Here is a 14,193-nt window from a genome sequence, read left to right on the forward strand (position 1 = left end):
CTAAACCGAGCGACGCAGTATCAACAGATGGCGCTGACCTTGGCAACCGGGAACCTTGAGCACGTGGGTTGCAGTGAGACGGAAGTCCGCTGGCAGTGCCTGCAACTCATCGTCCGGATGCACGCCTTTCATTGCCAGCCACTGGGTCTGGGTATCGCCAAGGTGGCGCGTCCAGGTGGAAAAATCTTCCAGTGAGCTGAAAGCACGTGAACAGATACCGCCGAACGGCCGCTCAGGCGTGAAGCCTTCCACACGACTGTGGATAACTTCCAGGTTGGCCAGCTTCAGCTCGAGTTTCACCTGGGTCAGGAAGCGGGTTTTCTTGCCGTTGGAATCGAGCAGTGTGAAGCGCCGCTCCGGAAACAGGATAGCCAGCGGAATACCCGGCATGCCGCCGCCACTGCCGACATCCAGCCAGTTATCCCCAGCCTCCGCGACGAAGGGCACCACGCTGAGGCTGTCGAGCAGATGACGCGAGACCATCTCGTCGGGGTCGCGTACGGCGGTCAGGTTGTAGGCCTTGTTCCACTTGATCAGCAGGGCCAGGTAGGCGAGCAATTGCTGGTGTTGCTGCTCGGACAGGGTGACACCCAGCTCGAGGGCGCCTTGTTGCAATTCTTCGGCGTGGCGAGAGGTCACGGACATCAGGCGGTCTGCTCCATCTGGCGAGCGGCGCCACGTTTCTTCAGATGAATCAGCAACAGGGAGATCGCGGCCGGGGTGACACCCGGAATTCGCGATGCCTGGCCCAGGGTCTGTGGTCGGGCATTGCCGAGCTTGTGCTGGATCTCCTTGGACAGACCGGAAATCGTCGCGTAATCGATATCCACAGGCAGCGCGGTTTCTTCACTGGCGCGCAAGCGAGCGATCTCGTCCTGCTGACGCTCGATGTAACCCGCGTACTTGGTCTTGATCTCGACCTGCTCGGCGACCTGCGGATCCTCGGCGCCTTCACCGGTCACCTGGACCAGGCCGGCGTAGTCGATCTCCGGGCGCGCCAACAGGTTGAGCAGGTTGTACTCGTGGGTCAGCGGCGTGCCGAAACGCTCGACGAGCGCATCGCCCTGAGGCGTGTTCGGGCGCACCCAGGTACTTTTCAGGCGCTGCTCTTCACGGACGATACCTTCACGCTTGGCCTCGAAGGCTGCCCAACGATCGTCGTCGACCAGGCCGAGCTCGCGACCTTTTTCGGTCAGGCGCAGATCGGCGTTGTCTTCGCGCAGGATCAGCCGGTACTCGGCCCGCGAGGTGAACATGCGGTAAGGCTCCTGGGTACCCAGGGTGATCAGGTCGTCGACCAGCACGCCGATGTAGGCCTCATCGCGACGCGGGCACCAGCTGTCCTTGCCCTGGGCACGCAACGCGGCGTTGGCACCGGCCAGCAGGCCCTGTGCACCGGCTTCTTCGTAGCCGGTGGTGCCGTTGATCTGACCGGCGAAGAACAGCCCGCCGATGACCTTGGTCTCCAGGCTGTACTTCAGGTCGCGCGGGTCGAAGTAGTCGTACTCGATGGCGTAGCCCGGACGCACGATGTGGGCATTCTCCATCCCGCGGATGCTTTGCACGATCTGCAATTGCACGTCGAACGGCAGCGAGGTGGAGATTCCGTTGGGGTACAGCTCATGGGTGGTCAGGCCTTCCGGCTCGATGAACACCTGGTGACTGTCCTTGTCGGCGAAGCGATGGATCTTGTCCTCGATGGACGGGCAGTAACGCGGCCCGACACCCTCGATGACCCCGGAATACATCGGCGAACGGTCGAGGTTGGCAGCGATGATTTCGTGGGTACGCGCATTGGTGTGGGTGATCCAGCAGCTCACCTGGCGAGGATGCTGTTCCTTGCTGCCCATGAACGACATCACCGGAATCGGCGTATCGCCTGGCTGCTCGGTCATCGCCGAGAAATCCACCGAGCGACCATCGATGCGTGGTGGCGTACCGGTTTTCAGGCGACCGACGCGCAGCGGCAGTTCACGCATGCGTTTGGCGAGGGCATTCGAGGGCGGATCACCGGCGCGGCCGCCGGAATAGTTCTGCAGGCCGATGTGGATAAGTCCACCGAGAAAGGTCCCGGTGGTCAGCACCACGGAATCGGCGAAGAAACGCAGGCCCATCTGAGTGACCACGCCCTTGACTTCGTCCTGCTCGACGATCAGGTCGTCGGCAGCCTGCTGGAAGATCCACAGGTTGGGCTGGTTTTCCAGGATCTCGCGTACCGCTGCCTTGTACAGGATACGGTCAGCCTGAGCACGGGTCGCACGTACTGCCGGGCCCTTGCGGCTGTTGAGTACGCGGAACTGGATGCCACCCTTGTCGGTGGCGATCGCCATGGCGCCACCCAGGGCGTCGATTTCCTTGACCAGATGGCTTTTGCCGATCCCGCCGATGGCCGGGTTGCAGCTCATCTGCCCGAGGGTTTCCACGTTGTGGGTCAGCAGAAGGGTTTTTACACCCATGCGCGCCGCTGCAAGCGCAGCCTCGGTACCGGCATGGCCGCCGCCGATGACGATCACCTGAAAACGGGAAGGGAAATCCACCACGCACCTCGTGCCTGTTGAGTAAGGGAGCTTTTTGGTTTGAAAGCGAGAAAGGGCGGCAAGTATAGGGACTTAGGCAGGTTGAAAGAAGCCTTTTGCACAAAAAATAGCCAATCGGGTGTCAGGGAAATCATCCGATGTCCCGATGCGCTTCACCTTGTCCGCTCATCGCTCCTGCAGGTCAGATGGTCTGGAGGTAAATAAAAGAAAAAAGAATGATTTTTTTAAAAGGCTTGTTTTTATGTTTATAAATGGTGGCTGGCATTTCTGTGGATACATTGCTACAGGCCTTTAACCACGTGATGTACATCGATGTATGAAAGCGGGATTAACCTGGGCTGCGGGTGTTAGGTAGCGGTTATCAGCCTGTGTGTAAAACGGGTACTTATGCACAGGGTGGGTTATCCCTAGCTTTGTCACCGGGTTATGGGCATAGCTCAGTGGCGGTTTTCCACAGGGTTTATTTGGGCTGTTGAAATCCTCGATAGGTAGGTAATGAGCTACGAGACAGGGTGCGGATGGCAGGTCCTGGTCAGAATGCGGGACCTGCAAGTGAGAGAAATTGCAGAGAAGGGAGAGGCTTTTGTATGAGGGAGATGGCTGGCTGAATGGAGCAAGCCGCAACCTGTAGGAACCCCCTTGTGGGCGATGAGATGGCGTGATGCTGCAAAATTTGGCAGGACTGCCATTCACCGCGGCGGTCGGCCGACAGGGCGTGCGGAACGCCTGTGGCCCCTGGGGATAAGTGCAGATCGGTCAGCAGGCGGGAGAGCAAGCAGGGCTTTGCGCGAAGCTACAGAGCCCCGACATGTTCATTTACCGATGCAGAAGCTCGAAAAGATGCGCCCCAGCAGATCGTCCGAGCTGAAGGCACCGGTGATCTCACCGAGCGCCTGCTGAGCCTGCCGCAGGTCCTCGGCGAGCAGTTCCCCGGCGCCTGCGAGCGTCAGTTGGGCGTGGCCGTGGTCGAGGTGGCTCTGTGCCCGGTGCAAGGCATCGAGGTGGCGGCGGCGCGCGCTGAAGCCGCTTTCAGCGGTCTGCTGGAAGCCCATGCAGGCTTTCAGGTGTTCACGCAGCAGGTCCAGGCCTTCGCTGGATTTGGCCGATAGCACCAGCGTGGCATGGCCATCGTCGCTGAGTTGCAGGCCGACAGGTTCGGCGGAAAGGTCTGCCTTGTTGCGGATCAGGGTGACACGAGCAGGGTCCGGGCGCCGCTCGAGAAACTCCGGCCACAGCGCGAAGGGATCATTGGCCTCGGGTGCAGTGGAATCGACCACCAGCAGCACGCGGTCCGCTTCGCCGATTGCCTTCAGCGCACGCTCCACGCCAATGCGCTCGACCTGATCGTCGGTATCGCGCAGCCCTGCGGTATCCACCACATGCAGTGGCATGCCATCGATGTGGATATGTTCGCGCAGCACATCCCGGGTGGTACCGGCGATGTCGGTGACGATGGCGGCTTCGCGCCCGGCCAGCGCATTGAGCAGGCTGGATTTTCCGGCATTCGGCCGGCCGGCGATCACCACGTTCATGCCATCGCGCAACAATGCGCCCTGGCCCGCCTCACGCAACACTGTGGATAACTGTGTGCGTACAGCTTCGAGCAGGCTCAGTACGTGGCCATCGGCCAGAAAGTCGATTTCCTCTTCTGGGAAGTCGATGGCGGCTTCGACGTAGATACGCAGGCTGATCAGTCGCTCAGTCAGCTCATGCACTCGACGGGAGAATTCGCCTTGCAACGAGCGCACGGCATTGCGCGCCGCCTGGGCGGAACTGGCTTCGATCAGGTCGGCGATCGCTTCCGCCTGAGCCAGGTCGAGCTTGTCATTGAGGAATGCCCGTTCGCTGAACTCACCAGGGCGGGCCTGGCGTGCGCCCAGTTCCATGCTGCGTTGCAGCAGCATGTCCAGAACCACGGGACCGCCATGGCCCTGGAGCTCGAGCACGTCCTCCCCGGTAAAGGAGTTGGGTCCGGGGAAGAACAGCAGCAGGCCTTCGTCGATCACCTCGCCGGAATCGTCATGCCAGGCACCGTAGTGCGCATGCCGTGGTGTCGGCTCGATACCGCTCAGGGTAATGGCGATCATCCGTGCACGGGGCCCGGAGACTCGCACGATGCCCACACCGCCACGACCCTGGGCAGTGGCGACGGCGGCGATGGTTTCACGGGATGTGGACATAAAACTCTCCAAACGCTGGATAGCAAAACGCCCCACGAGGGGGCGTTCTGTGTAGCCGGCGAAGCTTAGTAGATCAGGCTGCGGAAGCCTTGGTCTGCGCTTCGATCTTGCGGGTAATGTACCACTGCTGGGCGATGGACAGGACGTTGTTGACCACCCAGTACAGCACCAGACCAGCCGGGAACCACAGGAAGAAGAAGGTGAAAATGATCGGCATCATTTTCATCACACGAGCCTGCATGGGGTCCGGCGGCGTCGGGTTCAACTGCTGCTGGATGAACATGGTAGCGCCCATGATGATCGGCAGGATGAAGAACGGGTCCTTGATCGACAGGTCGGTGATCCACAGGATCCACGGTGCCTGACGCATCTCGACGGATTCCAGCAGGGTCCAGTACAGGGCCAGGAACACCGGCATCTGCACGAGGATCGGCAAGCAGCCGCCCAGCGGGTTGATCTTCTCTTTCTTGTATAGCTCCATCATCGCCTGGGACATCTTCTGGCGATCGTCACCGAACTGTTCCTTCAGCGCCTGCAGGCGCGGCGAGACGGCACGCATGCGCGCCATGGAACGGTAGCTGGCGGCCGACAGCGGGAAGAAGGCCAGCTTGATGATCAGCGTCAGCACGATGATCGAGAAGCCCCAGTTGCCGAGCAGGTTGTGGATATGTTCCAGCAACCAGAAGATCGGTTCGGCAAGGAACCACAGGATGCCGTAGTCGACGGTCTTGTCCAGGCCCGGCGACAGCGCCGCGAGATCCTTCTGGATCTTCGGACCGGCATACAGGGTGGTGCTGGCCTGGGCTTCGGCGCCGGCAGGGATGTTCAGAGCCGGGCCGGTGTAGCCGATGATGTAGTTACCCTGGCTGTCCTTGCGGGTCTGCACCAAGTTGGTATCGTCTTTCGAAGGAATCCAGGCGGTCACGAAATAGTGCTGCAACCAGGCAACCCAGCCGCCCTGCACGGTTTCCTTGAGGCCTTGCTTGTCGATGTCTTTCATCGACACCTTGGTGTACGGCTTCTCGGCGGTCCACAGCGCTGCACCCAGATAGGTGGCAGTGCCGGTGGCGGTGCTGGAAGACGGGTCACCGCTGTTGTCACGCTTGAGCTGGGCGAACAGGTTACCGGTCCACGGTGTGGCACTCTGGTTGTTGATCAGGTAGGTCACGCCGATCTGATAACCATTGCCACTGATGCAGCCAGCTTTCTTCTGCTCCACTTCCTTGGCCGAGCAACTGGTATCGAGGCCACGGTTGAAGGTGAAACGCTTGATGTAGTTGACGCCGGCTTCGCTGAAGCTCAGGTCGACGACCAGTTGGTCCTGACCATCAGCCAGTTGATAGACGCGCTGCTCGCTGTTGTACAGCGGGCGACCATTGGCGCGGGCGTCAGGGCCGTTTGCACCGGTCAGGCCGCTTTGCGCCAGGTACAGGTGCTCGCTGCCATTGTCGAACAGCTGGAACGGAACATCGGGACGGTCCTGACGACGCGGGTAGTGGGGCAGTTGCAGGCGCACCACATCACCACCGCGTGGATCGATGGCCAGATCCAGAACGTCGGTTTTAACCTGGATCAGCTCATCGCTGACAGCGACGGCCTCCACCGGGCTTGGATCGGTGCCTTCGGCGTTTGCCGTCGGGACATCGTCATTGCTGGCAACGGAGGCGGTTTCCGGCAAGCCTGGGGTGGCCTTGCCGGTGGAAGCTGTCTGATTCGGCAGAGCGGCCTGGCCGTAGTCCTGGTTCCATTGGAGAACCATCATGTAGGACACGACTGCCAGGGCGACGATCAGGATCGAGCGTTTGATATCCATGATTATTCGGCCATCGAAGAGGATCGGGAGTGTTTCGCGAGGGGCACCGGATCGTAGCCTCCGGGATGCCAGGGGTGACAGCGTCCCAGACGACGAACGGTCAGCCAGCCACCACGCAGGACGCCATGGGTTTCGATGGCTTCAAGCGCGTAGCAGGAACAAGAGGGGTAGAAACGACAATGACTGGCCATCAATGGACTGATGGCGTACTGGTAAAACCGGATTGGAGCTTGGACCAGTTTACGCATGGGGATTGTCGTTCACCCCGGTCTGGGCATCGGCCTGTTGGGCAGGCTTGCTGCGGGCGAGGCGTTTCCACAGCTTGCCGAACTGTTGAGCCAGTTCGGCGTTCTGCAGATCACCAAGGCCTTTACGCGCGACCACCACGATGTCCCAGCCCACCAGGTTGTCCTGGTTGAGGCGGAACGATTCGCGGATCTGGCGTTTCAGGCGGTTGCGCTCAACGGAGAGCTTGACGCTCTTCTTGCCGATCACCAGACCTAGGCGTGAATGATCAAGCTCATTGTTGCGCGCAAGCAGCAGGACACTCTTGCCCGGCGCTTTGCCACTGGGAGAGTCGAAGACTGCCTTGAATTGCCGGGGAGTTAGCAGGCGCTTCTCCCGGCCGAAGCCTCGACTCACCACAAGACTGGAAAATCAGACTGCGAGACGAGCACGGCCCTTGGCGCGACGACGCGACAGGACGGCACGGCCGTTCTTGGTAGCCATGCGAGCACGGAAACCGTGGGTACGAGCGCGTTTGATGGTGCTGGGTTGGAAAGTGCGTTTCATGATGCGGTTACCTGGTTGTCGACAACGGACCGGAATGGTCCCCGTTTTAAGAGACCGGCGATTCTAGAGAAAGCCGCAGGCCAGGTCAATTTCCAACCAGGTGTTTTCCATATAGAGAAATATAAAGGAAAGAATCTTTTTAGAAAGGCTTGTTATGTTTTTTATAATTAGGCAATCCACTTTCTGTGGATAAGTAGCTGGGCGTCTCTGCTTTCGGGCGCTACGAGAATCCGAAACCCTGTCAGAAAGCGGTGCTGCGCCTGTTGGATCAGCGGGCATAAGCTGGGGAGGAAACGCCTGTTTACCCACAGGCCGATTATCCACTCGGTTTTCCCCCTGCTTTCACACCGACCTCATGGGCTGTTATCCACAGGGTTCAAAGTTGTTCAGCCGACGTGCGGTATTTTTGATAACACCTTGATTTGTCATGTACTGATCACCTTTCCTATGTGGATAACTCTGGCCGTGGAGGCTACAATAGCGGCTGTTTTTGCCTCAGCGCTTTTGATCAGGGGATGTCCGTGTCCGTGGAACTTTGGCAGCAGTGCGTAGAACTCCTACGCGACGAACTGCCTGCCCAGCAATTCAACACCTGGATCCGTCCACTACAGGTAGAAGCCGAAGGCGACGAGCTGCGTGTCTACGCACCCAATCGTTTCGTGCTCGACTGGGTCAATGAAAAGTACATGGGCCGTATGCTCGAGCTGCTCGGTGAGCGTGCCACGGGCCTGGTACCGGCGATATCGCTGTTGATAGGCAGCCGCCGCAGCTCCACGCCTCGTGCAGTGCTGACGCCCTCGCCCTCGGTGTCCAACTACAGCAGCCCGTCCGCGCCTGCACCGCAGGTCAGCGCACCGCCGCCCAAACCGCCTGTGCAAGCCGAGCCGTCGCGGGCCAGTTTCGATTCCATGGCGGGTGCTGCGTCCAGTGTCGCGCCGGCTCGTGGTGAGCGTAACGTACAAGTAGAAGGTGGCCTCAAGCACACCAGCTACCTCAACCGCACATTCACCTTCGACAACTTCGTCGAAGGCAAGTCGAACCAGCTGGCTCGTGCCGCTGCCTGGCAGGTCGCGGACAATCCCAAGCACGGTTACAACCCGCTCTTCCTTTATGGTGGCGTCGGCCTCGGCAAGACTCACTTGATGCATGCGGTGGGTAACCACCTGCTGGCCAAGAATCCGAATGCCAAGGTGGTGTATCTGCACTCCGAGCGTTTCGTGGCCGACATGGTCAAGGCCCTGCAGCTCAATGCCATCAACGAGTTCAAACGCTTCTATCGCTCGGTGGATGCGCTGCTCATCGATGACATCCAGTTCTTCGCCAAGAAGGAGCGTTCGCAGGAAGAGTTTTTCCATACCTTCAATGCCTTGCTCGAAGGCGGCCAGCAGGTGATCCTCACCAGCGACCGTTACCCGAAGGAAATCGAAGGCCTGGAAGAGCGCCTCAAGTCGCGCTTCGGCTGGGGCCTGACCGTTGCGGTCGAGCCACCCGAGCTGGAAACACGGGTAGCGATCCTGATGAAAAAGGCCGACCAGGCCAGGGTCGATCTGCCACACGACGCCGCATTCTTCATCGCCCAGCGTATTCGTTCCAACGTACGTGAGCTTGAAGGTGCGCTGAAGCGTGTGATCGCGCATTCGCACTTCATGGGCCGCGATATCACCATCGAGCTGATTCGCGAGTCGTTGAAGGATCTGCTGGCCCTTCAGGACAAGCTGGTCAGTATCGACAACATCCAGCGCACCACGGCGGAGTACTACAAGATCAAGATTACCGATCTGTTGTCCAAACGCCGTTCGCGGTCGATCGCGCGGCCGCGTCAGGTGGCCATGGCGTTGTCGAAGGAATTGACCAACCACAGCCTGCCTGAAATAGGTGTGGCCTTCGGCGGTCGCGATCACACCACTGTATTGCACGCCTGTCGTAAGATTGCTGAACTTAGAGGATCCGACGCGGATATCCGCGAGGATTACAAGAACCTGCTGCGTACACTGACAACGTGATGCGCAATTCCATGCACGAGGCAAGGGACTAGACCATGCACTTCACCATTCAACGCGAAGCCCTGTTGAAACCCCTGCAACTGGTCGCCGGCGTCGTGGAACGCCGCCAGACCTTGCCGGTTCTGTCCAACGTTCTGCTGGTCGTCGAAGGCCAGCAGCTGTCGCTGACCGGCACTGACCTGGAGGTCGAACTGGTCGGGCGTGTGGCGCTTGAAGATGCTGCCGAGCCGGGTGAGATCACCGTGCCGGCGCGTAAGCTGATGGACATCTGCAAAAGCCTGCCGTCTGATGCACTGATCGACATTCGTGTCGACGAGCAGAAGCTGCTGGTCAAGGCCGGTCGCAGTCGCTTCACGCTGTCCACCCTGCCTGCGAACGATTTTCCTACCGTTGAAGAAGGCCCAGGTTCGCTGACCTTCGATCTGGTGCAGAGCAAGCTGCGTCGCCTGATCGAACGTACCAGCTTCGCCATGGCCCAGCAGGACGTACGTTACTACCTCAACGGCATGTTGCTCGAGGTGCAGACGGGTGTTCTGCGCGCTGTCGCTACCGACGGCCATCGCCTGGCGATGTGTTCCATGGAAGCCAGCATCGAGCAGGTCGAGCGTCATCAGGTGATCGTGCCGCGCAAAGGTATCCTGGAACTGGCTCGTCTGCTTACCGAGCAGGATGGCAGTGTCAGCATCGTCCTGGGCCAGCACCACATCCGCGCGACCACGGGTGAATTCACCTTCACCTCCAAACTGGTAGACGGCAAGTTCCCGGATTACGAGCGCGTATTGCCGCGTGGCGGTGACAAGCTGGTCGTCGCTGATCGCCAGGGCCTGCGTGAAGCCTTCAGCCGCACCGCGATTCTGTCGAACGAAAAGTACCGCGGCATTCGCCTGCAACTGGCGGCCGGCCTTCTGAAAATTCAGGCCAACAACCCGGAGCAGGAAGAGGCCGAAGAAGAAATTGCCGTCGAGTACAACGGTGGTGCGTTGGAGATCGGTTTCAACGTCAGCTATCTGCTCGATGTCCTGGGTGTAATGACCACCGAGCAGGTTCGTCTGATTCTGTCCGACTCCAACAGCAGTGCGCTGGTGCAAGAAGCCGATAACGATGACTCGGCTTATGTCGTCATGCCGATGCGCCTGTAATTGTCGCGGCCGCTAGCGGCACTCCAGGCGTTATTGAAATCAGCTTTGGCATGTTCGGATCAGATCCTGATCCGCTACATCCAAAGCTGATTTCGTTTCTGGTCCCTCAATTGCTTGCTCCCCTCCTCCACGGTCCGCTTGATGTCCCTGATCCGTATTAACCTGACCGCAGTGCGCAACCTCGAGCCGTCGACCTTGGCTCCCTCCCCGCGCATCAATATTTTGTACGGCGCTAATGGCAGCGGTAAAACCAGCGTTCTCGAAGGTATTCACCTGCTGGGACTCGCGCGTTCGTTTCGCAGTGCGCGCCTTTTGCCCGTCATCCAGTACGAGCAACAGGTCTGCACCCTGTTCGGGCAAGTAAGTCTGGCGGACGGTCGGCAGAGCAATCTTGGCGTTTCGCGCGATCGCCAGGGCGAGTTCCAGATCCGCATCGACGGTCAGAACGCGCGCAGTGCTGCGCAACTTGCCGAAACCCTGCCCCTGCAACTGATCAATCCGGACAGCTTCCGTTTACTGGAAGGCTCTCCGAAAATTCGCCGGCAGTTCCTCGACTGGGGAGTGTTCCACGTGGAACCTCGGTTTCTCCCCGCCTGGCAACGCCTGCAGAAGGCCCTCAAGCAGCGGAACTCGTGGCTTCGCCGTGGTACACTTGATGCCGTTTCTCAAGCGGCCTGGGATCGCGAGTTGTGCCTGGCCAGCGATGAAATCGACAGTTATCGGCGATCCTACATACAGCAACTGAAGCCTGTCTTCGAGCGTACCCTGAGCGAGCTGGTTGAGCTCCAAGGGCTTACGCTGAGCTACTACCGGGGGTGGGACAAAGACCGCCCCCTGAATGAAGTGCTGACGTCTTCTTTGTTGCGTGACCAGCAGATTGGGCATACTCAATCCGGCCCGCAGCGAGCAGACCTCAGGTTGAGGCTTGGTGCGCACAACGCAGCGGACATCTTGTCCCGCGGCCAGCAGAAGCTGGTGGTGTGCGCCTTGCGGATTGCCCAAGGGCATTTGGTTGATCAGGCCAAGCGCGGCCAATGTATCTATCTGGTGGATGACTTGCCGTCAGAACTGGATGAACAGCACCGCCGCGCATTGTGCCGTTTATTGGAAGATTTGAACTGCCAGGTATTCATCACCTGTGTAGACCATGAATTGTTGAGCGATGGCTGGCAAACGGATACGCCGGTTTCCATGTTCCACGTGGAACATGGACGTATCACCCAGACCTCGACCACCGGGAGTGAAGCATGAGCGAAAACCAAACGTACGACTCCAATAACATTAAGGTCCTCAAGGGCCTGGATGCCGTACGCAAGCGGCCTGGCATGTACATCGGCGACACCGATGACGGCAGCGGTCTGCACCACATGGTCTTCGAGGTGGTCGATAACTCCATCGACGAGGCCCTGGCCGGTCACTGCAGTGACATCACCATCACCATCCACCCGGATGAGTCGATCAGTGTGCGTGACAATGGTCGTGGTATTCCGGTCGACATTCACAAGGAAGAAGGCGTTTCTGCTGCTGAGGTCATCATGACCGTGCTGCACGCCGGTGGTAAGTTCGACGACAACAGCTACAAGGTTTCCGGCGGCCTGCACGGTGTTGGTGTCTCGGTAGTCAACGCGCTCTCCAAGGAGCTGGTGTTGACCATTCGCCGCAGCGGCAAGATCTGGGAACAGACCTACGTGCATGGCGTGCCACAAGCCCCAATCGCAGCGGTTGGTGACAGCGATACCACGGGTACGCAGATCCACTTCAAGCCGTCGGCTGACACCTTCGCCAACATTCATTTCAGTTGGGACATTCTGGCCAAGCGCCTGCGCGAACTGTCGTTCTTGAACTCTGGTGTCGGCATTCTTCTGAAGGATGAGCGTACCGCCAAGGAAGAGCTGTTCAAGTACGAGGGTGGCCTGCGTGCATTCGTTGAATACTTGAACGTCAACAAGACAGCCGTGAACCAGGTGTTTCACTTCTCCGTGCAACGAGACGACGGTGTCGGTGTGGAAGTGGCCCTGCAGTGGAACGACAGCTTCAACGAAAACCTGCTGTGCTTCACCAACAACATTCCTCAGCGTGACGGCGGTACCCACCTGGCTGGCTTCCGTTCTGCGCTGACGCGTAACCTGAACAACTACATCGAGCAGGAAGGCCTGGCCAAAAAGCACAAGATCGCCACCACGGGTGATGACGCCCGTGAAGGTTTGACCGCGATCATTTCGGTCAAGGTGCCAGATCCGAAATTCAGTTCGCAGACCAAGGACAAATTGGTCTCTTCCGAAGTGAAGACCGCGGTCGAGCAGGAAATGGGCAAGTACTTCTCTGACTTCCTGCTGGAAAACCCCAACGAAGCCAAGGCCGTTGTCGGCAAGATGATCGACGCTGCTCGTGCCCGTGAAGCGGCGCGTAAAGCTCGTGAAATGACTCGCCGTAAAGGCGCGCTGGATATTGCCGGCTTGCCAGGCAAACTGGCCGACTGCCAGGAGAAGGACCCTGCCCTTTCCGAACTGTACATTGTGGAGGGTGACTCCGCGGGCGGTTCTGCCAAGCAGGGCCGTAACCGCAAGACCCAGGCGATCCTGCCGCTCAAGGGCAAGATCCTCAACGTCGAGAAAGCACGCTTCGACAAGATGATTTCCTCCCAGGAGGTCGGCACGCTTATCACCGCTCTGGGTTGCGGCATCGGCCGTGAGGAATACAACATCGACAAGCTGCGTTACCACAACATCATCATCATGACCGATGCTGACGTCGACGGTTCGCACATCCGTACCCTGCTGCTGACCTTCTTCTTCCGTCAGCTGCCGGAGCTGGTAGAGCGCGGCTACATCTACATCGCGCAGCCGCCGCTGTACAAGGTCAAGAAGGGCAAACAGGAGCAGTACATCAAGGACGACGAGGCCATGGAGGAATACATGACCCAGTCGGCCCTTGAGGACGCCAGCCTGCATGTCAACGAAAGTGCGCCTGGCCTGTCCGGTGAAGCGCTTGAGCGCTTGGTGAACGACTACCGCCTGGTGATGAAGACCCTCAAGCGCCTTTCGCGCCTGTATCCCATGGAGCTCACCGAGCATTTCGTCTACCTGTCGGGTGTCACCAGCGAATTGATGGCCGACAAGGCTGCGATGGAAAGTTGGCTGACCCTGTTCGACGCTCGCCTGAAAACCATGGAAAAGTCCGGCCTGGCCTACAAGACCAGTCTGCGCGAAGACACCGAGCGCCACCTCTGGCTGCCGGTGGTGGAGCTGATCTCCCACGGCAACTCCAGCTACATCACCTTCAACCGTGATTTCTTCACCAGCAACGATTACAAGACCGTCACCACCCTGGGTGACCAGTTGAACAGCCTGCTCGAAGAAGGTGCCTACGTGCAGCGCGGCGAGCGCAAGAAGCCGGTCACCACCTTCAAGGAAGGCCTGACCTGGTTGATGACCGAAAGCACCAAGCGTCACAGCATTCAGCGATACAAAGGTCTCGGTGAGATGAACCCGGATCAGCTCTGGGAAACCACCATGGACCCGGAAGTTCGTCGCATGCTCAAGGTGCGTATCGAAGATGCCATCGCTGCGGATCAGATCTTCAACACCCTGATGGGTGACGAAGTGGAACCACGCCGCGACTTCATCGAGACCAACGCCCTGGCGGTGTCCAACCTCGACGTCTGAGATTGCATTTGCGATGCACAAAAAACCCGGCTTAAAGCCGGGTTTTTTATTGTTAATCAGCTAG

10 protein-coding genes and 1 pseudogene are annotated in these 14,193 nt (G+C 59.1%); 4 read left to right on the top strand and 7 right to left on the bottom strand.

Annotated features, from left to right (window positions below; all coding sequences use genetic code 11):
- From rsmG to rpmH, 7 genes are all read right to left on the bottom strand, one after another.
- Complete coding sequence (gene rsmG / locus QRN22_RS19770) at window positions 1–645, bottom strand: 16S rRNA (guanine(527)-N(7))-methyltransferase RsmG (RefSeq protein ID WP_042556069.1); 645 nt, start codon at window positions 643–645, stop codon at window positions 1–3.
- Entirely contained in the window at window positions 645–2,537 is a 1,893-nt protein-coding gene (mnmG, locus tag QRN22_RS19775) for a tRNA uridine-5-carboxymethylaminomethyl(34) synthesis enzyme MnmG (protein WP_042556068.1), read from the bottom strand. The genes rsmG and mnmG overlap by 1 nt, the downstream gene beginning before the upstream one ends.
- Before the next feature lie 812 nt (window positions 2,538–3,349).
- Complete coding sequence (gene mnmE / locus QRN22_RS19780; RefSeq protein WP_042556067.1) at window positions 3,350–4,717, bottom strand: tRNA uridine-5-carboxymethylaminomethyl(34) synthesis GTPase MnmE; 1,368 nt, start codon at window positions 4,715–4,717, stop codon at window positions 3,350–3,352.
- Between the two features lie 73 nt (window positions 4,718–4,790).
- On the bottom strand, window positions 4,791–6,530 hold the full coding sequence (yidC, locus tag QRN22_RS19785; RefSeq protein ID WP_042556066.1) for a membrane protein insertase YidC: 1,740 nt from the start codon (window positions 6,528–6,530) through the stop codon (window positions 4,791–4,793).
- A 2-nt stretch (window positions 6,531–6,532) separates the two neighbouring features.
- The gene (gene yidD / locus QRN22_RS19790; RefSeq protein WP_082045890.1) at window positions 6,533–6,778 is read right to left on the bottom strand and encodes a membrane protein insertion efficiency factor YidD; all 246 of its coding nucleotides are present in this window, start codon (window positions 6,776–6,778) and stop codon (window positions 6,533–6,535) included.
- On the bottom strand, window positions 6,771–7,172 hold the full coding sequence (gene rnpA, locus QRN22_RS19795) for a ribonuclease P protein component (protein ID WP_042556080.1): 402 nt from the start codon (window positions 7,170–7,172) through the stop codon (window positions 6,771–6,773). The genes yidD and rnpA overlap by 8 nt, the downstream gene beginning before the upstream one ends.
- A gap of 15 nt (window positions 7,173–7,187) precedes the next feature.
- The gene (gene rpmH / locus QRN22_RS19800; RefSeq protein ID WP_003213577.1) at window positions 7,188–7,322 is read right to left on the bottom strand and encodes a 50S ribosomal protein L34; all 135 of its coding nucleotides are present in this window, start codon (window positions 7,320–7,322) and stop codon (window positions 7,188–7,190) included.
- A gap of 521 nt (window positions 7,323–7,843) precedes the next feature.
- On the opposite strand from rpmH, the gene dnaA reads away from it, so the two are divergent.
- The 4 genes and pseudogenes from dnaA to gyrB all read left to right on the top strand — a co-directional run bounded on the left by dnaA (window position 7,844) and on the right by gyrB (window position 14,129).
- Window positions 7,844–9,325, top strand: a complete 1,482-nt coding sequence (gene dnaA, locus QRN22_RS19805) for a chromosomal replication initiator protein DnaA (RefSeq protein WP_042556079.1) — start codon at window positions 7,844–7,846, stop codon at window positions 9,323–9,325.
- 35 nt (window positions 9,326–9,360) lie between these two features.
- Window positions 9,361–10,464, top strand: coding sequence for a DNA polymerase III subunit beta (dnaN, locus tag QRN22_RS19810; protein WP_042556065.1), 1,104 nt, complete (start codon window positions 9,361–9,363; stop codon window positions 10,462–10,464).
- A 141-nt stretch (window positions 10,465–10,605) separates the two neighbouring features.
- A pseudogene (gene recF, locus QRN22_RS19815) lies at window positions 10,606–11,708 on the top strand (DNA replication/repair protein RecF).
- Between the two features lie 3 nt (window positions 11,709–11,711).
- The gene (gene gyrB / locus QRN22_RS19820; protein ID WP_042556063.1) at window positions 11,712–14,129 is read left to right on the top strand and encodes a DNA topoisomerase (ATP-hydrolyzing) subunit B; all 2,418 of its coding nucleotides are present in this window, start codon (window positions 11,712–11,714) and stop codon (window positions 14,127–14,129) included.
- Window positions 14,130–14,193: the final 64 nt, after the last annotated feature.

Source organism: Pseudomonas sp. MEJ086, from assembly GCF_030209025.1.
In the GTDB taxonomy this organism is placed as follows: Bacteria; Pseudomonadota; Gammaproteobacteria; order Pseudomonadales; family Pseudomonadaceae; genus Aquipseudomonas; species Aquipseudomonas fulva_A.